Origin of the sequence: Kribbella pratensis, assembly GCF_004366075.1 — a bacterium.
Classification (GTDB): Bacteria; Actinomycetota; Actinomycetes; order Propionibacteriales; family Kribbellaceae; genus Kribbella; species Kribbella pratensis.
The window spans coordinates 1,800,793-1,822,183 of record NZ_SODU01000001.1 but is presented as its reverse complement, the minus strand read 5'-3'; the positions used below and the strand labels follow the sequence as shown (position 1 = coordinate 1,822,183).

Here is a 21,391-nt window from a genome sequence, read left to right as displayed (position 1 = left end):
GAGGCGGTACATGAACAACTCGCAGAACCCGGACGATCGTCCCAATGATGGTGCGCGGGAGCCGAGCTTTCGCGAGCCATCATCGAGGAAACCGGGCGAGGACAATGCCGTACCGCAACTTCCGGTCAACGGCCCGCATGGGTACGAGCGCGGAATCGGCGGGCCGTCCGCATCGGGTGCACCGGGTGGCTCTGGCATGTTCGCTGCTGAGTTCATCGCCATGCTGCTATGGGTCGCCGCGAGCTTCGTCATCGTCTATTGGCTGTCGGGAACATTCGACTGGAACCCGGTCGTTGTCGTCGGCGCATGGCTCCTCACTGGTCTAATCGTGATCTGGCCGGGTTCGGACGGCCTGATCGCACGCTTTCTGCTCGGGCTCCGCCGGCCGACGATGGTGGAGAACCAGCGCCTCGCTCCTATCTGGTACGCCCTCGCGAACAGGTCTGGAGTCGACCCGAGCAAGTTCACGATGTGGATCGAGAGAGCCGAGACTCCAACCGGTTCGGCGACTGGCGGCAACACGCTCTCGGTGACGAGTTGGGCGCTTTACACCTTGCCTCCGAGTCACTTAGAGGCGGCGCTTGCTCATGACTTCGCTGTGCGTCGTCACGGCCACCTGTGGGTGAGTCGCGTTCTGCACTGGTATTCGGTTCCGGCTCGAATCGTCGGCTTCGTGGTCTGGCAACTGCTCAAACTGAGCCGGACGATCCCGGCGGTCGGATGCACCATCATCGGTTTCCTCCTCGTCGCCTATCTGGGTCTGATCCTCGCCGCATTGATCTTCTATGACAGCCTTGCCGTGCCGTTGGCCTTTCTGGCACCGCTGTTCTCGCCATTGCTGTTCATCGGTGCGAACAAGTTCGCGGAACGGATGGCCGATCACACGACCGGCGACCTGGGCTACGGCCGCAAATTTCTCGAGGTCCTCTACGGATGGCAAGCCCAGCATGAGGGCGGACAACGTCGCGGTGGCTTCGCGCAGCCGGACTGGCTCACCGGCCAGCCGTCGGTAGCGGAACGTATCAGTGCGCTTGAGGTATATCTGCAGCGTCGATGAGTCGCGACGTACCCCACCGAACGGGGCGCTTCGGGAGATATCACACGTAGGTGATTGCGTCTTCGATACAGCGCTCGGTGAATGCCAGCAACTCGTGTGCCTTGGCCTCGATGGATTCCTGTGCCTCGCCGCCCTTGTTCCAGAGGTCTCGTGGTGGGGATTTCGGGGTGGGGAGGAGTTTCGGTTGTGCGGGTGATGCCGTCGGTTGGGTGGGGTCCATTTTGGAGGCTTCGGGGCGGGGTCGGTCGTGGGTCTGGTTCTGGGTGGTTGCTTGCGTCATCGATGTGTGGGCGGGCTTGCAGGAGGGTGGGGAGGTTGGCGGGGGCGGAGGCTGAGGTATGGCGGTTGCGGGGGCTTGGGCATGTGTGCTGACGAGGTGTTCGGTCGCGGTCGGCGGGTACCTCGGCGCAGCAGGGTTTTCCCTTGCGGGGTGGGGGTTGGTGAGTTTCTGCTTCCCAGGGGGTGCTTTGCGGAACTAGGGTTTGACGGATTGTGGTGGTTGCGTTACGCAATGGATGTGGGAGGGAAGCGGATGAGGAGACGCCGTCAGGCGGTTGTGGCTGTTGTTGCGGGGTTGGCCACTGTGTCGCTCGGGTTGTCGTTTACCAGTGCTGCGGGGGCCGCGCCGGAAGGGGCGGCGGCCAATCCGAATGGGCTGAAGCTGATCAAGACCAAGACGTCGTTGCTCGGCAAGCACTATTGGTACCAGCAGACCTTCAAGGGGCTGCCGGTGATCAATGGGTACTACGCCAAGCATGTGGCCAAGGACGGCGCGGTGCAGATCGCGGACGGCCGGGACGCCGTACCGGCGAACCTGGATGTCAGTGCGGCGGTCGCGCCGGCGTCCGCTACGCAGACCGCCAACGCAGCGGTCACCGCGCGCGCGAACCGTGCCCGGATCGCCGGGCCGAACAAGAACGTCGTACCGCAGCCGGGGGCGACCAGTGGAGCCGCGCAGCTCGCGGTGATCGGTGGACCGAACGCGCGTCTGGTCTGGAACGTCACCAGCCGCTCGGCCGAGGGCGTCACCCGCTCGCTCGTCGACGCGGACAGCGGCGCCGTCGTCGAGTCGAAGGTGATCAGCGACAACGTCGACGGCCGCGGCTCGGTGTTCGACCCGAACCCGGTGGTCAGTGAGCAGAACGAGAAGCTGACCGACCAGAACGACAAGAACCAGGACGCATTGTTCCTGGCGCAGAAGAACGTGATCCTGCGCAACCTGGACGGCTCCGGCAAGCTCAACGGCACGTACGTCAACATCGCCGAGGCCAAGGGCGGCCTGGCCCAGAGCAAGACGAACACGTTCGTCTACCAGCGCGCGAACGACAAGTTCGAGCAGGTGATGGTGTATTACCACATCAACCAGACGCAGGAGTACATCCACCAGCTCGGGTTCACCGAGGTCAACAACGAGTCGCAGGACTTCTCGGTCGACACGTACGCCGGAGACAACTCGTTCTACGACCCGTCGACGGACATGATCACCGTCGGCGAGGGTGGTGTCGACGACGCCGAGGACGCCGAGGTGATCTGGCACGAGTACGGGCACGCGATCCAGGACGACGTCGTACCGGGCTTCGGTGAGTCGGAGGAGGCCGGCGCGATCGGTGAGGGCTTCGGCGACTACTGGGCCGTGACGATGTCGGTCCCGGTGAGCAAGGGTTTCGAGCTGCCGTGCGTGATGGACTGGGACGCGACGTCGTACACGACCGACGAGCCGCACTGCCTGCGTCGGACGGACACCGGTAAGACCATCGACGACAAGACCGGTGAGGTTCACGACGACGGCGAGATCTGGTCGAACGCGCTGTGGGACATCCACCAGGCGCTCGGCCGGACGAAGGCGAACAAGCTGATCCTCGAGTCGACGTTCTTCTACGACCCCGACACGTCGTTCGCTGCCGCGGCCCAGGACACCATCCAGGCTGCCCGGCTGCTCTACGGAAAGCCGGCGGCCGCCCAGGTCACGAAGGCCTTCCAGGACCGCAAGATCCTCCCGTAGCAAACAGCAGGTCGTGCGCCCACGACTACTGTGGGCGCATGACTGTATTGATGCCACGCCTCCGGCGCGGCGGGTCATGGGGCTGTGACTCCCGGCCTTCCCTCGTCGCTCCGGTCGCTTCGCTCCCTGCGCTCCTCAGTCCAGACCGGGAGGCCCCATGACCTGGTCTACGGCGGACATTCCTGATCTGACTGGACGGCTGGCGCTCGTGACGGGTGCCACGAGTGGACTCGGGTACGAGACCGCGTTTGAACTGCTCCGACATGGCGCCGACGTGCTGGTCGCTGCGCGGAATCCGGAGAAGGCCGCGCAGGCGGCGGAAACCCTGACACAGAAGGCCGGACGAGCCCCGACGGTCCTCGAGTTGGACCTGGCTGATCTGGCGAGTGTCCAGCGGGCGGCAGAGGAGGTCGTCAAGTCGTACGACAGGCTGGATCTGCTGATCAACAACGCCGGCGTGATGGCGCCGCCGTACCGGCAGACGCTCGACGGGTTCGAGTTGCAGCTCGGCACCAATCATCTGGGTCACTTCGCGCTGACCGGTCGGCTGCTTCCGTTGCTGGTCAAGGGCAGCCGGGTGGTCACGGTCAGCTCGTTCATGCACAAGACCGTGCGCGGCATCAGCGAGGACGACCTGCAGCGACCGGCGGGCAGGTACCGGAAGTGGGAGTCGTACGGGAAGTCGAAGCTTGCCAACCTGCTCTTCATGCTGGAGCTCGACCGTCGCGCCCGCGCCGCCGGTGCCGATCTGCTGAGCGTTGGGGCCCACCCCGGGTACGCGGCGACGCACTTGCAGGCAGCCGGTCCCGAGCTCGCCGGGCGCGCCCGGCAGGCGCGACTGTGGGGCGCCGCGACGCGCTTGGTCGCACAGTCCGCGGCGGCCGGCGCCTGGCCGAGTCTGTACGCCGCGACGTACCCGGATTTGCGTCCTGGATCGTTCGTCGGCCCGAGCTTCTTCGAGTACCGCGGTACGCCGAAGGTCGTGCTGCCGACCCGCACCGCACAGGACCCCGAACTGGCGGCGCGTCTCTGGGCGTGGTCGGTGGAGGCGACCGGGGTCGATCCGGCACTCACCGTGCCGAAGTAGTGACATAGCGGCAACTTTCTGGTTACCCTCCGGTAATTCCAGTTGCCGGAGGTCCTCCAGTGCGCAAGCTCGCTGCCGCCCTTGCTGTAGCCCTGACCCTGATCGCGATCGGTCCGCGTGCGGACGCGAGTCAGGGCGCGGCAGGTTTCAGTACGTCGTACCAGCGCATCCCCGGCGCCGACGGGATCGAGATCGGCGCCGTCGTACTGACGCCGACCGGGCAGGGCGACGGACCGTTCCCGCTCGTGGTGATGCCGTCGAGTTGGGGTGTGCCGAACGTCGAGTACGTCGGTCAGGGCGCGAAGCTGGCCACCGCCGGGTTCCAGGTGATCTCGTACTCGAGCCGCGGCTTCTGGGACACCGGCGGCGGCATCGACATCGCCGGTCCGCCGACGGTCGCCGATGTCAGCAAGGTGATCGACTGGGCAGCCGAGCACACCTCGGCGGGTACCAGCCGCGTCGCCGCGGTCGGGATCTCGTACGGCGCCGGTACGTCGCTGCTCGCCGCGGCGAAGGACCCGCGGATCAAGGCGGTCGGTGCGCTGAGCGGCTGGGCGGATCTGATCCGGTCGCTGGATCCGAACGACACGGTCGCGCTGCAGGCCGTCGCCGGTCTGCTTGCCCTGGGCAACGTCACCGGCCGGCCCGGGCCAGAGATGGCGTCCCTGCAGACGAAGTTCGTCACCGGTGACTTCGACGGTGCGATTGCGGAGGCGAAGCAACTGTCGCCCGTTCGCTCGGCGGCGACGATGGTAGACCAAATCAACGCACGGAAACCGGCGGTCTTCCTCGCGAACGCGTTCGAGGACTCCATCTTCCCGCCGGCGCAGTACACAGACTTCTTCACCGCGCTGACCGGTCCGAAGCGGCTCCTGCTGGCGCACGGTGATCACGCCACGCAGGAGACGAGTGGGGCGATTGGTCTACCAAATGAGACGTGGGACGAACTGGCTGGGTGGTTGCGGCATTACCTCACGGGCGTGGATAACGGCGCCGACACGGAGGAGCCGGTGCAGCTGAAGTCGCAGCGCGGCGTGTGGCGTGGGTATGCGAACTGGGCAGCGGTCGGCCAGGAGCGTACGTCGTACTTGACGAAGGCCGGTGCGCTGCAGGGGCACGAGTCGACCGGGTGGAGCCGGGCGATCGGGGCCGGTATACCAACTGTTGCCGACAGTGGCGTCGCGCTCGTATCGGGCGCCCTGCAAGGGCTGCTGTCGATCCCGACCGGGGTGGCGACGCCGCTCGTGGACAGAACGTTCGCGGGTGTTTGGTCCGGCCCGGCGTTCGATCGTGCGGCCGTGGTCAACGGGTCGCCGAAGGTACATCTCACCGTCAAACCGTCGGCGGCGAGTACGTCGCTGTTCGCCTACCTGTACGACGTCGACGCGCTCGGCGTCGGCTCATTGATCTCGCACAAGCCGTACACGCTGCGCGGGGCGACGCCGGGCAAGGCGATCCCGCTCGACGTCCGGCTCGAGGCGACTAGCTGGGAGGTGCCTGCCGGGCATCATCTCGTGCTCGTGGTCGACACGGTCGACCCGCGGTACCTCGGGCGCAGCGTGGTCGGGTCGACGGTGACGTTCAGTTCGCCGGCGGACGATCCGTCATGGGTCAGCGTTCCGGTTGCGGCGTGAACCTCAGCCGTCGGGGATTCCTCGGCTTCACCGCCGCCCTCGTCCCGATCCACCAGGCCGCAACCCGCGAGGCCGGCGGGACGTTGTACCTCGGGCCGGCGACTTCAGCACGCCGACTCCGGTCTGTGTCGATGTTTGATCGTGCGCGAGCTCTTGCGTTTTTGTAGTGAGAGCGTTGTCATGGGATCGCCTTTCTCCGCCCCGAAAGGACGCGCTCATGTTCAAAGTCCTCACCGCAGCAGTCCTCGTGGCCTCGGCCGTTCTGGTCCCGACAGGTCAGGCAACACCCGATTGGCAGGTTGGTATACCACCCCTCACCACCCCGTGGACGGACGACGTCTCGCCCACGAACGCCCTCCCGGAGTACCCACGCCCGCAGTTGACCCGCCCGGAATGGCGCAACCTCAACGGCCTCTGGGAGTGGGCGCCTGCCGCGATGGACGAGCAGCCCCCGTTCGGACGCACGCTCACCGAGAAGGTGCTCGTCCCGTACCCGATCGAGTCCGCCCTGTCCGGTCTGCAGAAGCACGAGGACCGCATGTGGTACCGCCGTACCTTCCAGGTCCCCGACACCTGGAAGGGCCGGCGGCTCGTGCTGCACTTCGGCGCGGTCGATTACGACGTGAAGGTCTGGGTGAACGGACGGCAGGTCGCCACGCACCGCGGCGGGTACGACGGCTTCGACGTCGACGTCACCAACGCCCTGCACGCGAAGGGCGCGCAGGAGCTGATCGTCTGGGCGGAGGACCTCACCGACGAGACGTACCAGCCGATCGGCAAGCAGCGCGAGGTCAGCGACCACGGCATCTTCTACCAGGGCAGCTCCGGCATCTGGCGCACCGTCTGGATGGAGCCGGTGAACGTCGCCTCGATCAGCCGCCTCCGACTCACGCCGGACCTGCCGAACCAGACCCTCAAGGTGACCGCAGAGACCTCCGGCCCGACCAACCTCGACGTCGAGGTGACGGCGTACGACGGACGCCGGCAGGTCGGCCAGGTGAGAGGTAAGGCGGACACCGAACTCCGGCTGAAGATCCCGAACCCGAAGACCTGGTCGCCCGCCAACCCGTTCCTGTACGACCTCAAGGTCAAGCTGCTCGACCGCGGCAAAACGGTAGACCAAATCGGTTCGTACGCCGGGATGCGCTCGGTCGGCCTGCAGAAAGGGGCCGATGGCAAGCTTCGGATGGCGCTGAACGGGAAGATCCTGTTCAACCTGTCCACCCTCGACCAGGGCTTCTGGCCGGACGGACTGAACACGGCGCCGACCGACGCGGCGCTCCGCTTCGACCTCGAGCAGCACAAACGACTCGGTTTCAACACCGTCCGCAAACACATCAAGGTCGAGCCGGACCGCTGGTACTACTGGGCCGACAAACTCGGCCTGATGGTGTGGCAGGACATGCCGGCGTCGAAGACCGACGCGATGCCCGAGCCGTGGCGCACCCAGTTCAAGTCCGAGCTGCACGAGATGGTCGAGGAGCACAAGAGCTTCACGTCGATCACCGTCTGGGTGCCGTTCAACGAGGGCTGGGGCGAGTGGGACCGGACCGAGACCGGCGCGATCGCCGACTCGGTCAAGGCGCAGGACCCGTCCCGTCTGGTCAATGCTCACAGCGGCGTGAACTGCTGCAACTCCCACGGCGACTCCGGCCGCGGTGATCTCCTCGACTATCACGCGTACCTCGGCCCGGCGACCACGGCGCCGACGAGCGACCGTGCGGCGGTCGACGGTGAGCACGGCGGGTTCGGCCTGAAGGTGCCCGACCACATGTGGTTCGGCGACGGGTCGGCGTACGAGATGGAGCCTGACTCGGCGACGCTCACCCGCAGGTACGTCGAGAACCAGACCGATGTGCTGAGGTCCGCCGAGCAGTGTGGGATCAGCGGCTCGGTCTACACCCAGATCACCGACGTCGAGGGGGAGTTGAACGGCTTCTTCACCTACGACCGCCGGGTGCCGAAGATGGACTTTGTCCAAGTTCGGACGATCAACAAACAGATTGTCGACAATGCGGACGGAACCGGCACCGGAACCCCGGACCCCGGCCCGGGCACGCCCGGCGCCGACGGGATCCACTTCTACCCGCTGGACGGATCCGGAGACGATGCCGTAGGCAACAACGACGCGACTCTGCAAGGCGGCGCGGTCTACGGACCGGGTAAGAACGGCCAAGGCCTCGCGCTGAACGGATCCGGCCAGTACGCCGACGCCGGCGCGGCGCTGCTCGACACCAGCAAGAACTACACCGCCAGCGCCTGGGTGAAGCTGAACAAGGCCGACGGCTCGTTCCAGACGTTCGTCAGCCAGGACGGCGATCGCGACAGCGCTTTCTTCCTGCAGTACTCCGGCCAGGACCAGCGGTTCGCGATGAGCTTCCCGGGGATCCGCGCGCTGTCGCCGACGAAGCCGAACCCAGGGCAGTGGTACCACGTCACCGGCGTACGCGACGTGGTGAAGGGTGAGCTGCGGCTGTACGTCGACGGTCAGCTCGTCGCCGCCAAGTCCGCCTGCACGCTGGATTCGAGCTCGACCGGCAACACGGTGATCGGCCGCGCGAAGTTCGGCGGCAACCAGGTCGACTTCCTGGACGGGACGGTCGACCAGGTGCACCTGTTCGACCGGGCCCTGACCGACGCGGAGGTGCAAGCCCTGTACGCATCAGGGCGCTAGTTCGAGATGCGCGGAAGCCGCCGAGCCCTGATCCTGGTAGGTAACCGACCAGCGGAGGTGAGTGCGATGGCCGCACCGAGCCAGGTGCTCGCACCCCACTCCACCAGCCGGTTCCGCCCGCCACGTTTCGGGCTCGGCGGCTCACATCTCGATGAATCAGAAGACGAGACCGCAGTCGCGACGATCGACGCGGCGTACCAGGCCGGCATCAGGTTCTTCGACACGTCCCCGGCGTACGGCGAGTCCGAGCGACGCCTCGGCACGGCGTTGCAGCGGCGGCCGCGCGGTGAGTTCCTGGTGTCGACGAAGGTGGTCGGCGCCAACCCGGAGGAGTCGGTCCGGGCGAGCAGCGAGCGACTCGGTCTGGCCGTCGATCTGGTGTTCGCGCAGGACGACGACGCGGCGTACCCGGTGCTCGATCGGCTGCGGCGCGACGGCGTGATCAAGGCGTTCGGAGCGGTGTCGGACGATTGGCGCGAGCTCGATCGGCTGGTGCGGGACGTCGAGCTGGACTGTGTGCTGCTCACCGGGCAGTACGAGCTGCTCGATCAGTCGGCGCGGCCGCTGCTGGATCGTTGCGTCGCGCGCGGCGTCTCCGCGGTCGTGTCCGGCGTACTCACGCCACAAGTGCTGCACATGGAGACCGTCCAGGCACGCCGGCTCTCGGCGGTCTGCGAGCGGTACGGCGTCTCACTGCCGCAGGCCGCACTCGCCTTTCCCAGCAGGCATTCCGCGGTTACCTCGGTACTGATCGCGGCGTCGTCACCCGCGGAGATCCGGGCGGACGCGGCGCTCGTCCGGCGGCCGGTGCCGGAGCGGCTCTGGAAGGATCCGGAGTTGCTGCGCTTGCTATCGTGACACCAGGAGTTCGTGTTCCAGCGGGCTCCCCGGACGAGCGGCGCCGTACCCGGTCGGAGAAGACGACGCCTTGCCCCTCAGGGAGGGGGTCGTCCCATGCATGCGATCGATGTCGTCGAAATCGTTGGCGCGCTCACCATTCTGGTGGCGTTCGCAGCCGCCCAGGCCGGCAAGCTGCAGCAGCGCACGATCACGTACCAGCTCCTGAACCTGCTCGGATCGGGGGTGCTGGCAACGATCGCGGCCATGCAGCTGTCGTGGGGCTTCCTGCTGCTGGAGGGCAGCTGGGCGGTGATCAGTCTGCTCGGTCTACGGAGCCTGCTGAGGCGCAAGCAACCGAACTAGAACTTGTCGCCCGGGTTCGTCGCCGTACCGGGTGAACCCGTCGGCGCCACCGTCGGGATACCGGTGCTCGGTGTGCCCGTTGTCGGGCTGGCCGTCGGCGGCGTGGCGGACCCCGTCCCGGTCCCGGGCGGCGGTGTGGTGGGCGTGACGGTGACCGTCGTGGTCCCGGTCGGGGTCGGGATGACGGGCTCCGGCTCCAGCGGCGCGGCGTGCCGGAACAGCAGCCACGCCAGGAACACCGCGAGCGCCATGATCACGGCCATCGTCAGCAGTGCGAACGCCAAGGCCCATCGCGACGCCGGGCGCAGCACGTTCGGCCACGGCAGCGGCCAGATCCGGAACAGGCCGGGGCGCCGCCGGTTCTCCCAGTAGTGCCGGAAGTCCGGTCCGCGGAGCTTCCCGGGCTGCGGGATCCGGTCCATCAACACCGCGGACAGGACCTCTTCGCCGCGGCGTTCGGCGATCAGCCGCTCGTCGGACGCCGCGCTGGACCCGTCGTCGGTCCGGATCGGCCCGATCGCGACCCAGAGCGCGAGATCGTCGTCGTCGGAGTCGTTGTGCGCGAGTACGGCGTCCTCGGGGAGCTCGTCGACGGCGTTCACGAACCGCTCCCGGGCGGCGGCGTCGTCGGCCGAACCCTCGGTCATCATCGCGACGATCGCGTCCCGCCCGTCCTCGGAGCTCGCGGTGTACAGATAACCGGCCGCGTTGGCGCCGAGGCGGCCGGTTAGCCAGAACTCGCCGACCCGCGGCGGGTCCTCCGGCTGCAGCGGGAGGGCGTCCGGAATCTCCAGCGCAGGCCGGTCCTCCGGCTGCACCTTCGGCTGGGATTCGGTCGCAGTCATCACCCCAATCCCACCACATCCCCGGTAGCACGCGCACCGAACCCACCTCGAGCACCCGGCACCCATTTCCGGACCGGGGTGCTCCAGGTACGGCGGGAGCTGGATTTGGGGTGGCGGGGGAGGATGGGACGGGGCTCCGGGAGCGCTGGCCCCGGTGATCTGATGGAATGGCTGGTGTTGCCAGTGGGGAATGACAAGGCTCGCGTGCGGGCCCCGGAAGGACAGGCATGACCGAAACCACGGTGCCGGCAGGAACGGTGGCCCAGCAGTCCCGGCTGATCGGCGAGGCCCTTGGCGAGGTCAAGCGGGTGATCGTCGGCCAGGAGCACATGGTCGAGACCTTGATGGTGTCGCTGCTGGCCAAGGGTCACTGCCTGCTCGAGGGTGTTCCGGGTGTTGCCAAGACGCTTGCCGTCCGGACCTTCGCCAGCGTGGTCGGCGGCACGTTCGCCCGGATCCAGTTCACCCCGGACCTGGTCCCGTCCGACATCGTCGGCACCCGGATCTACCGGCAGACCCGCGAGACCTTCGACATCGAGCTCGGCCCGACGTTCGTGAACTTCGTGCTGGCCGACGAGGTCAACCGCGCGCCGGCCAAGGTGCAGTCCGCGATGCTGGAGCTGATGGCCGAGCGGCAGGTGTCGATCGGCGGCCAGACGTTCCCGATGCCGAAGCCGTTCATCGTGATCGCGACCCAGAACCCGATCGAGTCCGAGGGCGTGTACCCGCTGCCCGAGGCGCAGCGCGACCGGTTCCTGGTGAAGATCGACGTACCGCATCCGCGCGGGCACGAGGAGTTCGAGATCCTCCGCCGGATGAGCGTCGATCCGCCGGAGCCGCGGCAGGTGCTGAAGCCGGAGACGATCCTCGAGCTGCAGCGGACCGCGGAGCAGGTCTTCGTGCACAACCTCGTCGCGGAGTACGCCGTGCGCCTGGTGATGGCGACCCGGACGCCGACCGACTTCCACCTGCCTGACCTGGAGCCGATCATCGAGCTCGGCGTCAGCCCGCGCGCGACCCTCGGCCTGATCGCGGCCGGCCGGGCGCTGGCGCTGATCCACGGCCGGGACTACCTGCTGCCGAGCGACGTCCAGACCGTCGCGCTCGACGTGATGGGGCACCGGCTCGGTCTGACCTTCGACGCGGTCGCGGACAACATCGACCCGCGCGCGGTGATCGAGCGGATCCTGGCCACCGTCCCGCCGCCGCAGCCGGTCTGGCGCGACGGCACCGACGGCTCCGGCCGCCCGGAGTTCGTGTAGTGCCCAACCGTCCAGATCCGCGGGTTGCGATGACGATCTCGCAGCTCGCCCCCGAGCGTGCGTTGCGGCGGCTGGAGCTGACCGTCGTACGGCGGCTCGAGGGCTACCTGCACGGGGAACACCTCGGCCTGCTCCCGGGGCCCGGCACCGAGCTCGCCGAGGCGCGGGAGTACCAGGTCGGCGACGACGTACGGCGGATGGACTGGGCGGTCACCGCGCGTACCACGGTTCCGCACGTCCGTGACCTGATCGCGGACCGGGAGCTGGAGACCTGGGCGCTGGTGGACCTGTCCGGCTCGATGGACTTCGGTACGTCGACACTCGAGAAGCGGGAGCTCGCGGTCGCGGCCGTCGCCACGGTCGGGTTCCTGACCCACCGGCTGGGCGACCGCTTCGGTGGGCTGATGCTGCGCGACTCGGCGCTGCGCCGCTGGCCGGCGCGGTCCGGGCGGCTCGCGCTCTACGGCCTGCTGCGCGCGCTGCTGGCCGAGCAGTTCAACAGCGACGAGGAGGCACACCGCAGCGACCTGGCCGCGGCGCTCGAGTCGATGGCGCGGACGCAGCGCAAGCGCGGGCTGCGTGTGATCGTCTCCGACTTCCTCACGCCGCACGACGGCGAGGTGGCCAGCCAGATCGAGCCGTCCTGGGAACGGGCGATGCGCAAGCTGACCGCGCAGCACCAGGTGCTGGCGGTCGAGATCGTCGACCCGCGCGAGCTGGAGCTGCCGAACATCGGCGTCGTCACGATCGGTGACCCGGAGACCGGTGAGGTGCGCGAGATCGACACCCGGCGGCGCAAGGTCCGGGAGGCTTTCGGGACGGCCGCGCTCGCGCAGCGGGAACGAACGAGGGCCGCCCTGCGTAGGGTAGGTGCCGGGCATCTGGTGCTGCGGACCGACCGCGACTGGGTCGCCGACACCGTGCGGTTCGTGCTCGCCTACCGGCATGTCGCAGCCCGTCTGCACCAACCGCCGAAGGGAGTGGCTCGCTGATGGAGTTCCTGTCTCCGGCCAGATTGTGGTTCCTGCTGCTCATCCCGCTGATCCTGGCGGGGTACATCTTTCTCCAGCACCGTCGCTCGCAGTACGCGCTGCGCTTCACCAACATCGCGCTGCTGGACCGGGTCGCGCCGCGGCGGCCGCAGTGGCGGCGGCACCTGGCCGTCGGGCTGGCGTTGCTGGCCGCGCTGACCTGCGTCGTGGCGTTCGCGCAGCCGAAGGCCAAGGTGAAGGTGCCGCGCGAGCGGGCCACGATCGTGGTGGCGATCGACGTCTCGCTGTCGATGATGGCCACCGACATCGACCCGAACCGGCTCGAGGCCGCGAAGAAGTCGGCCAAGAACTTCGTCAACCAGCTGCCGGGCAAGTTCAACGTGGCGCTGGTGAACTTCGCCGGTACGGCGTCGATCATCGTGCCGCCGACCACCGATCGGGCGACCGTGCTGCGCTCGATCGACGGGCTCGAGCTGGCCGAGTCGACCGCGACCGGTGAGGGCATCTACACCTCGCTGCAGGCGCTCACCCAGGTCCCGCCGGACCCCGAGCACCCCACCGAGCCGGCTCCGGCGCGGATCGTGCTGCTGTCCGACGGGAAGCGGACCGTCGGCCGGACCGCCCAGGAGGGCGCGCAGGCCGCGAAGGCGAAGAGCACCCCGGTGTACACGATCTGCTTCGGCACCGACTCGGGCTTCATCGAGATGGACGGCATCCGGCAGCGGGTCCCACCGGACAGGGCCGAGCTGCGCTCGGTCGCCGAGATCAGCGGCGGCAAGGCCTACACCGCGGAGTCGGCCGGTGAGCTCGAGGACGTCTACAAGGACATCGGCTCCTCGGTCGGGTACGACGAGGTCGACAAGGAGATCACCGCCCGGTACGCCGGGATCGCGATGCTCTTCACCCTCGCCGCCGCCGGCGCGTGCATCGCCCTCGCCACCCGCTTCCCCTAGCAATCGGCTCGCCCCCACGCCAGATCGCGACGGCGCGGGCGCTCGCGACACAGCAGGCGGGCGCGGTGGTTCTCGCGATCTCCAGCGACAGCCCACAGGTGTTCGCGGACCGTTCTTCGCCGAGCTGGATCCGCGGCGGGTCCAGCTGAGATCGCGACACGACGGTGATGTAGTTGACACGGCGAGGCTGCTGGTGTTGGAGGGGGCTGTGGTGCAAGATGTATCAGAGTTCCGCGGGGCATCTTGTGATGCCTTGAGGGATCAGTACCGCCAGGACCGACAGGCAAGTGATCGAGAACGCTGGGGAAGGCGCCCCTCGAGCACAGGAGGTCCCGGTGGCGACAACTCGTGGCGTTCTGTACGTCCACACGGTGCCGTCAGCGTTGTGTCCGCATGTCGAGTGGGCAGCGGGCGGCATCCTTGGCGTGCCCGTGAAACTGGATTGGACACCGCAGCCGGCGGCCCAGGGCCAGTACCGGGCCGAACTGTCGTGGCAGGCTGAGGCCGGGACCGCGGCGAAGCTGGCGTCCGCCCTGCGCGGATGGCAGAAGCTCCGGTTCGAGGTGACCGAGGAGCCGAGCAACGGCGTCGAGGGCGAGCGGTACTCCTTCACCCCGGCGCTCGGGGTCTTCCACGCGACGACCGGCGTCCACGGCGACATCATGGTGCCCGAGGAGCGGTTGAAGGCGGCCATGCTGAAGGCGGCGAGCGGTGAGGCCGACCTGACCGAGGAGGTCGAGCGGCTGCTCGGTCGCCCGTGGGACGACGAACTCGAGCCCTTCCGGTACGCCGGCGACGGCGCACCGGTGCGCTGGCTCCACCAGGTCGTCTGAGGACTTGCTGAGAACTTCAGAAGAAACCTGTGAACCAGGGGACTTCGCCGAACTTTTCGGTGAGACTGGGCATCAGACGTTCTACAAAGGGTGGGAGGGGCCGTGGCCGCTGGGCCACCGGGTGTCGGGACACCCCCGGTGGTTGTGAACAACAGCGGCCGCACCACGTGAAGGGCACGGATCTCCGGATCCGTGCCCTTCAAGCCGTTTCAGGGGTGTCTATAGCGGGATGTTGCCGTGGTTGCCGCGGATCGGGCCGTCGGCCTCGGCCTTGGCCAGGGCGGTCGCGAGGGCCGTGCGGGTGCGGGTCGGTTCGACGACCTCGTCGACGACGCCGATCTCGATGGCCCGATCGATGCCGCCGGCAATCTTCTCGTGCTCCACGGCCAGCTCGGCCTCGACCTGGGGCCGGAGCTCCGGGTCCACCTCGGCGAGCTTGCGGCGGTGCAGGACCCGGATGGCCGCCACCGCGCCCATCACGGCGACCTCGGCGCGCGGCCACGCGAACACGCGGGTGGCGCCCAGCGAGCGCGCGTTCATCGCGATGTACGCCCCGCCGTACGTCTTCCGCGTCACCAGGGTCACCCGCGGTACGACGGCCTCCGCGAACGCGTGCAGCAGCTTCGCGCCCCGTCGTACGACGCCGTCCCACTCCTGACCGACACCGGGCAGATATCCCGGTACGTCGACCAGCACGACGAGCGGTACGCCGAACGCGTCGCACATCCGGACGAACCGGGACGCCTTCTCCGCGGACAGCGCGTCCAGGCAGCCACCGAGCCGGAGCGGGTTGTTCGCGATCACGCCGATCGTGCGGCCGCCGAGGCGACCGAGCGTGGTGACGATGTTCGGCGCCCACCGCTGGTGCAGTTCGACCTGTGAAGACTCAGCGTCCTCGTCGAGCACACCTCCGACCAGCGGGTGGACGTCGTACGCGCGCTTCGCCGACTCGGGCAGGAACCCGGACAGATCGGTGTCCGGGATCGCGGTCGACATCGTGCCCTGGTTGGCGAGCAGGTCGGCCAACCGGCGGGCCTGCTCCAGCGCTGTCGCCTCGCTGTCGGTGGTGATGTGGACGACGCCGGATCGCCGCCCGTGCGGCTCGGGGCCGCCGAGGCGGAGCATGTCGACGTCCTCACCGGTGACCGAGCGGACCACGTCCGGGCCGGTCACGAAGATCCGGCCCTCCGGACCGAGGATGACGACATCGGTGAGCGCCGGACCGTACGCCGCTCCGCCGGCCGCCGGGCCGAGGACGACGGAGATCTGCGGGATCTTCCCGGAGGCCTGCGTCATCGCGTAGAAGATCTTGCCGACGGCGTGCAGGCTGAGCACGCCCTCGGCCAGCCGCGCGCCGCCGGAGTGCCACAGGCCGATGATCGGCACCTGCTCCGCGCGGGCGACCTCGTAGGCCTTGACCACCACGTCGCAGCCGATGTCGCCCATCGCGCCGCCCATCACGGTGGCGTCGGAACAGAACGCCACGACCTTCGCCCCGGCAATCCGCCCGCGGGCCGCGATCATCCCCGACAGATCATCGGGGGTGATCAGCTCCAGACTGCCCGGATCGAGCAGGTTCGTGAGCCGGGTGACGGGGTTCCGCGGATCCAGCTCACGGGGCAGCTTGGCGGGTTTCGCCGGAGCGACGGTCATCGGGCCTCCAGGGACTACAGGGTTTTGAAGGCGATGGCGGCGTTGTGGCCGCCGAAGCCGAAGGAGTTGTTCAGGGCCGCGATGTCCCCGTCGGGCAGCTTGCGCTGCTCGGTCGCGACGTCCAGGTCGATCTCGTCGTCGAGCTTGTCCACGTTGATGGTCGGCGGCGAGACCCTGTTCTTCAGGGCGAGCACGGTGGCGACCGACTCGACCGCACCGGCACCGCCGAGCAGGTGACCGATCATCGACTTCGGCGCGGTGGCGACCGCGTGGTCGGCCTCCTTGCCGAGCGCCTGCCGGATCGCGATCGACTCGGCGATGTCGCCCTGCGGCGTCGAGGTGGCGTGCGCGTTGATGTGGAAGATGTCGGCCGGGCTCAGGTCGCCCTCGGACAGCGCCCGCAGCATCGCTCGCCGCGCACCGGAACCGGTGGGGTCGGGCTGCGCGATGTCGTGGCCGTCGGCGGAGATCCCCGCACCGGCGAGCTCGGCGTAGATCTTCGCGCCGCGCGCCTTCGCGTGCTCGTACGACTCCAGGATCAGAATCCCGGCGCCCTCTCCGAGCAGGAACCCGTCGCGGTCCACGTCCCACGGACGCGACGCCTTCTCCGGGTCGTCGTTGCGCTTGCTGAGCGCCTGCATCATCCCGAACGCGGCCAGCGGCAGCGCCATGATCGCGCCCTCGGCGCCACCGGCGACCACCACGTCCGCGCGGCCGAGCCGGATCTGGTCGAGCCCCAGCCAGATCGCCTCGTTGCCGGACGCACAGGCCGACACCGGGGTGTGGACGCCGGCCTTCGCGCCGAGCTCGAGGCTGACGTACGCCGCCGACGAGTTCGGCATCAGCATCGGGATCGCCAAGGGCGACACCCGGCGCGGGTTCTGCTGCAAGGCGTCGTAGTTCGACAGGGTGGTGTGCAGGCCGCCGATCCCGGAGGCGACCGCGACGCCGAGGCGCTCCTTGTCGAGCCCGGAGTCCTCCAGGCCGGAGTCGGCCCAGGCCTCACGGGCGGCGACGAGGGCGAGTTGCGCCGTACGGTCGAGACGGCGGGCCTTGACGCGCTCGATGACCTCGGTCGGCTCGACCGCGACCGGTGCGGCGATCTGCACCGCCAGGTTCTGCACCCACTCGTCGGTCAGCCGCCGTGCGCCGGAGCGACCGGCCAGCAACCCTTCCCAGGTGCTGGCCACATCGCCGCCGAGCGGAGTCGTGGCTCCGAGTCCGGTGATGACGACTCGGGTCTTCGACATGGTTACCTCATCCTTCACATGAGCGTTCTGCGGTTGGGAGCGAGGGGTGGTACTGCGTGGTGCTCATCAGACTGCCTTGCGAAGAAGGGGCCCGATGAGCACCCAGGCCAGCGCGGATGACGGTGACGTCAGCCGTTCTGGGCGCGCTCGATGAACGCGACCGCGTCGCCCACGGTCTTCAGGTTCTTGACCTCGTCGTCGGGGATCTTCACGTCGAACTTCTCCTCGGCGGCCACCACGACCTCCACCATGGAGAGCGAGTCGACGTCGAGGTCGTCGGTGAAGGACTTGTCCAGCTGGACGTCCTCGACCGGGATGCCGGCGATCTCGTTCACGATCTCGGCGAGGCTGGAACGGATCTCTTCGGTGCTGGCCATGTTCTCTGGTTCCCTTTCGGATTTCTTCTGGCTTGTACAGCCGGATGCAGCCACCTGAGCTGCTCCCGGACAACTATGGACTACGGAAGACGGATGACCTGGGCGGCGTACACCAGCCCGGCTCCGAAGCCGATGATCAGGGCGAGGTCGCCGCTCTTGGCCTCGCCGGCCTCGCGCATCGCGGTGATCGCGAGCGGGATCGACGCGGCCGAGGTGTTGCCCTGGCGCTCGATGTCGCGGGCGATCTTCACGTGCTCGGGCAGCTTCAGCGTGCGGCGCATCGCGTCGGTGATCCGCATGTTCGCCTGGTGCGGGACGAACAGGTCGAGCTGCTCCGCCTTCACACCGGCCACGTCCAGCGCCTGCTGCGCGGCCTTGGCCATCTCGAACGACGCCCAGCGAAACACCGGGTTGCCGTCCATCGTCAGATGCGGCCAGTTGTGGTTGCCGTGCACCTCCTGCCAGGACTCCTTCTGGCTGATCACCTGGTGCTGCGTGCCGTCCGAGCCCCACACGACCGGGCCGATGCCCGGTTCGTCGGTCGGTCCCACGATCGCGGCGCCGGCGCCGTCGGCGAAGATGAACGCCGTACCGCGGTCGGTCCGGTCGGTGATGTCGCTGAGTCGCTCGACCCCGATCGCCAGCACGTACTTCGCGCTGCCGCCGCGGACCAGGTCGTTGCCCATCGCGACGCCGTAGCAGAAGCCCGCACAGGCCGCGGAGATGTCGAACGCCGCCGCTGTCGGGGCGCCGACCTCGACCGCGATCCGGGTGGCGATGGCGGGCGTCTGGTACAGGTGCGTGACGGTCGCGACGATGACGCAACCGATCTCGGCCGGGTCGATACCGGAGTCGGCGATCGCTTCCTTGGCCGCGTTCACCGACATCATCAGGACGGTCTCGTCCTCGCTCGCCCAGCGCCGCTCCTTGATCCCGGAGCGGGTCTGGATCCACTCGTCGCTGGAGTCGATCTGCTCGAGGATCTCGGAGTTCGGCACCGCCCGCCGCGGCCGGTACGACCCGATGCCGAGAATTCCGGCGTACTGCGCGCCTGTCGATGCGGTGATCATGCGGGGCTCCCGGCGGGGTGCAGGCGGACCAGGGGCTGGCCGGGGGCGACCGGGTCGCCTTCCTCGACGAGCCACTCGACGACGATGCCGCCGTGCGGTGCGGTCACGTCGACCTCGTCCCGCAGGCTCGCCACCTTCGCGACGACCTCACCGGCCTCGACGGTCGCACCGGTCTCCCGGAGTACGTCGACCTTGCGGGTGAAGGTGCCCTTGATCGGGGCGACCAGCAGGCGCCAGGTGGGGGAGGCGTCGATCTCGGACGGGCTGCCGTGCTTCTCGACGAACGCGCGGGCGTCGTCGAGCTGGTCCGGGGTCTTCAGCGCGAACGTCTCGACACCCTTCAGAGCGCGCCGAGCGATCCCGGTCAGGGTGCCCGCCGGCGGCAGTTCCAGGATGCCGGTCACCTCGAGGTCGGACATGGTCTGCATGCACAGGTCCCAGCGGACCGGCGCGTTCACCTGGTTGACGAGGCGCCGCAGGACGTCGCGGCCGTCGTGGACGACGTGGCCGTCGCGGTTCGAGATCAGGCGGGTCCGCGGGTCGTGGGTGCTGATCGCGGTCGCGTACTTCGCCAGCGTCTGGACGGCCGGCTCCATGTGCCGGGTGTGGAACGCACCGGCGACGGACAGCGGGATCAGCCGCGCCTTCGCGGGCGGATCGGCAGCCAGCGCAGCCAGCTCCTCGACGGTGCCTGCGGCAACGATCTGGCCGGGGCCGTTGTCGTTGGCCGGCGTCAGGCCGTGCTCGGCGAGCTTGGCGAGGATCTCCTCGCGGTCGCCGCCCAGCACCGCGGTCATCGAGGTCGGCGTCAGCGCGGCCGCGGCGGCCATCGCCTTGCCGCGCTCGCGGACCAGGACCATCGCCTGCTCGGCGGTCAGCACACCGGTGCCGGCCGCGGCGGCGAGCTCACCGACGCTGTGACCGGCGACCGCGCCGACCTTCGCGAAGGCGTCGGCCGGGTGCGGGAAGACCGCCAGCGCGGCCAGCATGCTGGAGGCGACCAGCAGCGGCTGCGCGATCGCGGTGTCCCGGATCGTGTCCGCGTCGGCTTCGGTGCCGTAGTGGGCGAGGTCGAGGCCGGCGACCGCGGAGAGCCAGTTCAGCCGGCTCTCGAACACGGGATCCGTCAGCCACGGCTCGAGGAATCCTGGGGTCTGGGCACCCTGACCGGGTGCGACGATGACGAGCACGTGCCCCACTCTCCCTTACACCTGCCGGTCGTGAGCGCAAAGGCGAGCACGAATTCTCCCGGGCGGGTTTGTGGAGATCCTACAAAACCGTGCCTCCGGGCTCGGGATTGAGCAGGCGACCCAAGGTCAGTGCGACACGCAACGTGAAACTGTCGCGGGGATTCAGCGGGTTGTACCCCGTGATGTCCGCCACACGCTTCAGCCGGTACCGGACGGTATTGGCGTGGATGAACATCGCCCGGGCCGTCGCCTCGATCGATCCGCCCGAGTCCAGGTACGCCGAGACCGTGTCGAGGAGCACGCCGTCGCCCACGGTGAGCGGGGCATAGACCTCGTTCGCGAGCTGCCGGCGGGCGTGGCCGTCTCCGGAGAGTGACCGTTCCGGGAGCAGTTCGTCGGCCGGCACCGGCCGCGGGGCGCCCGGCCAGGCCGCGGCGGCGCGCAGCCCGGCAACGGCGGCTCGTGCCGAGGTCACGGCCGACATCAGGTCCTTCACGACCGGTCCCACCACGATCGGACCGGGTCCAAACCAGGGCGCGAGTTTTTGTACGATCTCGACAGGTTTGCTTGTACCGCCGAGTACCACCACCAGGCGGTCGCCCTGGATGGCGCACAGAGCGTCAGCACCCGCCTCGCGGGCCGCGTGCCGGACCAGGTCCGCGACGTTCGAGCCGGCGTTGCGGGTTTCGGCCGGTTCGGCGGCGGGAGCCCGGCCGACCACCACGGCCACCTCCGCGGCTCCCGTCGTACCGGCGGCTCCGGTCCAGCCCAGAGCGGAGGCGCGAGAGCGGACCGACTCGTCGGCCTCACCGCGGATGACGGAGTCGACGAGGAGGGCTTCCAGACGGGCGTCCCAGGCGCCGCGCATCTCGGCCGCCTGCGCGTAGACGGTGGCGGCGGCGAACGCGACCTCGCGGGCGTACCGCTGGATGGCCTCGTGGACGATCGGGACGTCCGAGGGCGGGAGCAGGGTGCCGATGGTGTTCTCGATGGTCTCGATCGTCGTCCGCACCAGGTCGACGGTCTGGTGCAGCGAGATCACCCGGGTGAACTCGCGCGGCGCGGAGCCGAAGATCCGGGTCGGCATCGAGGAGTGTGCCTCGGGGTCGCGGAACCACTCGACGAACGCCGAGATCCCGGACTGCGCGACCAGCCCGATCCACGACCGGTCCTGCGCGGACAGCTTCCCGAACCACGGAAGCTTCTCTTCCATCGCCGCCATCGCGGCGGTGGCGAGCGCGCCGGTCGCTCCCTGCAACCGCTCCGCCCGCGCCAGATGCGCACCCTTCGCCACGAACCGACCATAGAC

Annotated in this window: 18 protein-coding genes and 1 riboswitch; of the genes, 11 read left to right on the top strand and 7 right to left on the bottom strand. The window is 68.6% G+C overall.

The window, feature by feature from the left end; all coding sequences use genetic code 11:
* Positions 1-10 precede the first annotated feature (10 nt).
* The 7 genes from EV137_RS08630 to EV137_RS08600 all read left to right on the top strand — a co-directional run bounded on the left by EV137_RS08630 (position 11) and on the right by EV137_RS08600 (position 9,657).
* A complete protein-coding gene (locus EV137_RS08630) occupies positions 11-1,057 on the top strand; it encodes a M48 family metalloprotease (RefSeq protein ID WP_134127665.1) in 1,047 nt (348 codons plus the stop codon).
* Between the two features lie 532 nt (positions 1,058-1,589).
* The gene (locus EV137_RS08625; RefSeq protein ID WP_134127662.1) at positions 1,590-3,059 is read left to right on the top strand and encodes a M36 family metallopeptidase; all 1,470 of its coding nucleotides are present in this window, start codon (positions 1,590-1,592) and stop codon (positions 3,057-3,059) included.
* 157 nt (positions 3,060-3,216) lie between these two features.
* Complete coding sequence (locus EV137_RS08620; protein ID WP_134127661.1) at positions 3,217-4,146, top strand: oxidoreductase; 930 nt, start codon at positions 3,217-3,219, stop codon at positions 4,144-4,146.
* Positions 4,147-4,205: 59 nt separating this feature from the next.
* The gene (locus tag EV137_RS08615) at positions 4,206-5,780 is read left to right on the top strand and encodes a CocE/NonD family hydrolase (RefSeq protein ID WP_134127659.1); all 1,575 of its coding nucleotides are present in this window, start codon (positions 4,206-4,208) and stop codon (positions 5,778-5,780) included.
* A gap of 217 nt (positions 5,781-5,997) precedes the next feature.
* Positions 5,998-8,454 (top strand): LamG-like jellyroll fold domain-containing protein, encoded by a 2,457-nt coding sequence (locus EV137_RS08610; protein ID WP_134127657.1) that lies wholly within the window; start codon positions 5,998-6,000, stop codon positions 8,452-8,454.
* A 66-nt stretch (positions 8,455-8,520) separates the two neighbouring features.
* A complete protein-coding gene (locus EV137_RS08605; RefSeq protein ID WP_166679800.1) occupies positions 8,521-9,312 on the top strand; it encodes an aldo/keto reductase in 792 nt (263 codons plus the stop codon).
* Positions 9,313-9,315: 3 nt separating this feature from the next.
* Positions 9,316-9,384: riboswitch (guanidine-III (ykkC-III) riboswitch) on the top strand.
* A 24-nt stretch (positions 9,385-9,408) separates the two neighbouring features.
* Positions 9,409-9,657, top strand: a complete 249-nt coding sequence (locus EV137_RS08600) for a CBU_0592 family membrane protein (RefSeq protein WP_134127653.1) — start codon at positions 9,409-9,411, stop codon at positions 9,655-9,657.
* Here EV137_RS08600 and EV137_RS08595 read toward each other — a convergent pair.
* Positions 9,654-10,502 (bottom strand): hypothetical protein, encoded by an 849-nt coding sequence (locus EV137_RS08595; protein WP_134127651.1) that lies wholly within the window; start codon positions 10,500-10,502, stop codon positions 9,654-9,656. The two genes, EV137_RS08600 and EV137_RS08595, sit on opposite strands and share 4 nt — an antisense overlap.
* 227 nt (positions 10,503-10,729) lie before the next feature.
* Between EV137_RS08595 and EV137_RS08590 the strand changes: the two genes are divergently transcribed.
* The 4 genes from EV137_RS08590 to EV137_RS08570 all read left to right on the top strand — a co-directional run bounded on the left by EV137_RS08590 (position 10,730) and on the right by EV137_RS08570 (position 14,542).
* Positions 10,730-11,764, top strand: a complete 1,035-nt coding sequence (locus tag EV137_RS08590; RefSeq protein ID WP_133781515.1) for an AAA family ATPase — start codon at positions 10,730-10,732, stop codon at positions 11,762-11,764.
* A gap of 29 nt (positions 11,765-11,793) precedes the next feature.
* Positions 11,794-12,756 carry a DUF58 domain-containing protein gene (locus EV137_RS08585; RefSeq protein ID WP_133999663.1) on the top strand — a complete coding sequence of 321 codons (963 nt, stop codon included), beginning with the start codon at positions 11,794-11,796 and terminating at the stop codon, positions 12,754-12,756.
* The gene (locus tag EV137_RS08580) at positions 12,756-13,709 is read left to right on the top strand and encodes a VWA domain-containing protein (protein ID WP_133999660.1); all 954 of its coding nucleotides are present in this window, start codon (positions 12,756-12,758) and stop codon (positions 13,707-13,709) included. The genes EV137_RS08585 and EV137_RS08580 overlap by 1 nt, the downstream gene beginning before the upstream one ends.
* Positions 13,710-14,044: 335 nt before the next feature.
* Positions 14,045-14,542 (top strand): DUF3145 domain-containing protein, encoded by a 498-nt coding sequence (locus EV137_RS08570; protein ID WP_130380557.1) that lies wholly within the window; start codon positions 14,045-14,047, stop codon positions 14,540-14,542.
* 219 nt (positions 14,543-14,761) lie between these two features.
* Here EV137_RS08570 and EV137_RS08565 read toward each other — a convergent pair whose 3' ends face one another.
* The 6 genes from EV137_RS08565 to EV137_RS08540 all read right to left on the bottom strand — a co-directional run bounded on the left by EV137_RS08565 (position 14,762) and on the right by EV137_RS08540 (position 21,376).
* Entirely contained in the window at positions 14,762-16,195 is a 1,434-nt protein-coding gene (locus tag EV137_RS08565; RefSeq protein ID WP_133999657.1) for an acyl-CoA carboxylase subunit beta, read from the bottom strand.
* 14 nt (positions 16,196-16,209) lie between these two features.
* Positions 16,210-17,445, bottom strand: a complete 1,236-nt coding sequence (gene fabF / locus EV137_RS08560; RefSeq protein ID WP_133999654.1) for a beta-ketoacyl-ACP synthase II — start codon at positions 17,443-17,445, stop codon at positions 16,210-16,212.
* Positions 17,446-17,573: 128 nt separating this feature from the next.
* Positions 17,574-17,822: an acyl carrier protein gene (locus tag EV137_RS08555; RefSeq protein ID WP_130380551.1), complete on the bottom strand. Its 249-nt coding sequence runs from the start codon at positions 17,820-17,822 to the stop codon at positions 17,574-17,576.
* Between the two features lie 80 nt (positions 17,823-17,902).
* A complete protein-coding gene (locus tag EV137_RS08550; protein WP_133999651.1) occupies positions 17,903-18,892 on the bottom strand; it encodes a beta-ketoacyl-ACP synthase III in 990 nt (329 codons plus the stop codon).
* Entirely contained in the window at positions 18,889-20,082 is a 1,194-nt protein-coding gene (locus tag EV137_RS08545; RefSeq protein WP_133999648.1) for an acyltransferase domain-containing protein, read from the bottom strand. Before EV137_RS08545 ends, EV137_RS08550 begins: the two co-directional genes overlap by 4 nt.
* A 79-nt stretch (positions 20,083-20,161) precedes the next feature.
* Positions 20,162-21,376 carry a PucR family transcriptional regulator gene (locus tag EV137_RS08540; protein ID WP_238175173.1) on the bottom strand — a complete coding sequence of 405 codons (1,215 nt, stop codon included), beginning with the start codon at positions 21,374-21,376 and terminating at the stop codon, positions 20,162-20,164.
* Positions 21,377-21,391 lie beyond the last annotated feature (15 nt).

Excerpts from the sequence above, each read along its gene's own strand:
- EV137_RS08630 (WP_134127665.1), top strand. The coding sequence starts at position 11 with ATGAACAACTCGCAGAACCCGGACGATCGTCCCAATGATGGTGCGCGG.
- EV137_RS08625 (WP_134127662.1), top strand. The coding sequence starts at position 1,590 with ATGAGGAGACGCCGTCAGGCGGTTGTGGCTGTTGTTGCGGGGTTGGCC.
- EV137_RS08620 (WP_134127661.1), top strand. The coding sequence starts at position 3,217 with ATGACCTGGTCTACGGCGGACATTCCTGATCTGACTGGACGGCTGGCG.
- EV137_RS08610 (WP_134127657.1), top strand. The coding sequence starts at position 5,998 with ATGTTCAAAGTCCTCACCGCAGCAGTCCTCGTGGCCTCGGCCGTTCTG.
- EV137_RS08605 (WP_166679800.1), top strand. The coding sequence starts at position 8,521 with ATGGCCGCACCGAGCCAGGTGCTCGCACCCCACTCCACCAGCCGGTTC.
- EV137_RS08600 (WP_134127653.1), top strand. The coding sequence starts at position 9,409 with ATGCATGCGATCGATGTCGTCGAAATCGTTGGCGCGCTCACCATTCTG.
- EV137_RS08595 (WP_134127651.1), bottom strand. The coding sequence starts at position 10,502 with ATGACTGCGACCGAATCCCAGCCGAAGGTGCAGCCGGAGGACCGGCCT.
- EV137_RS08590 (WP_133781515.1), top strand. The coding sequence starts at position 10,730 with ATGACCGAAACCACGGTGCCGGCAGGAACGGTGGCCCAGCAGTCCCGG.
- EV137_RS08585 (WP_133999663.1), top strand. The coding sequence starts at position 11,794 with ATGACGATCTCGCAGCTCGCCCCCGAGCGTGCGTTGCGGCGGCTGGAG.
- EV137_RS08580 (WP_133999660.1), top strand. The coding sequence starts at position 12,756 with ATGGAGTTCCTGTCTCCGGCCAGATTGTGGTTCCTGCTGCTCATCCCG.
- EV137_RS08565 (WP_133999657.1), bottom strand. The coding sequence starts at position 16,195 with ATGACCGTCGCTCCGGCGAAACCCGCCAAGCTGCCCCGTGAGCTGGAT.
- fabF (WP_133999654.1), bottom strand. The coding sequence starts at position 17,445 with ATGTCGAAGACCCGAGTCGTCATCACCGGACTCGGAGCCACGACTCCG.
- EV137_RS08555 (WP_130380551.1), bottom strand. The coding sequence starts at position 17,822 with ATGGCCAGCACCGAAGAGATCCGTTCCAGCCTCGCCGAGATCGTGAAC.
- EV137_RS08550 (WP_133999651.1), bottom strand. The coding sequence starts at position 18,892 with ATGATCACCGCATCGACAGGCGCGCAGTACGCCGGAATTCTCGGCATC.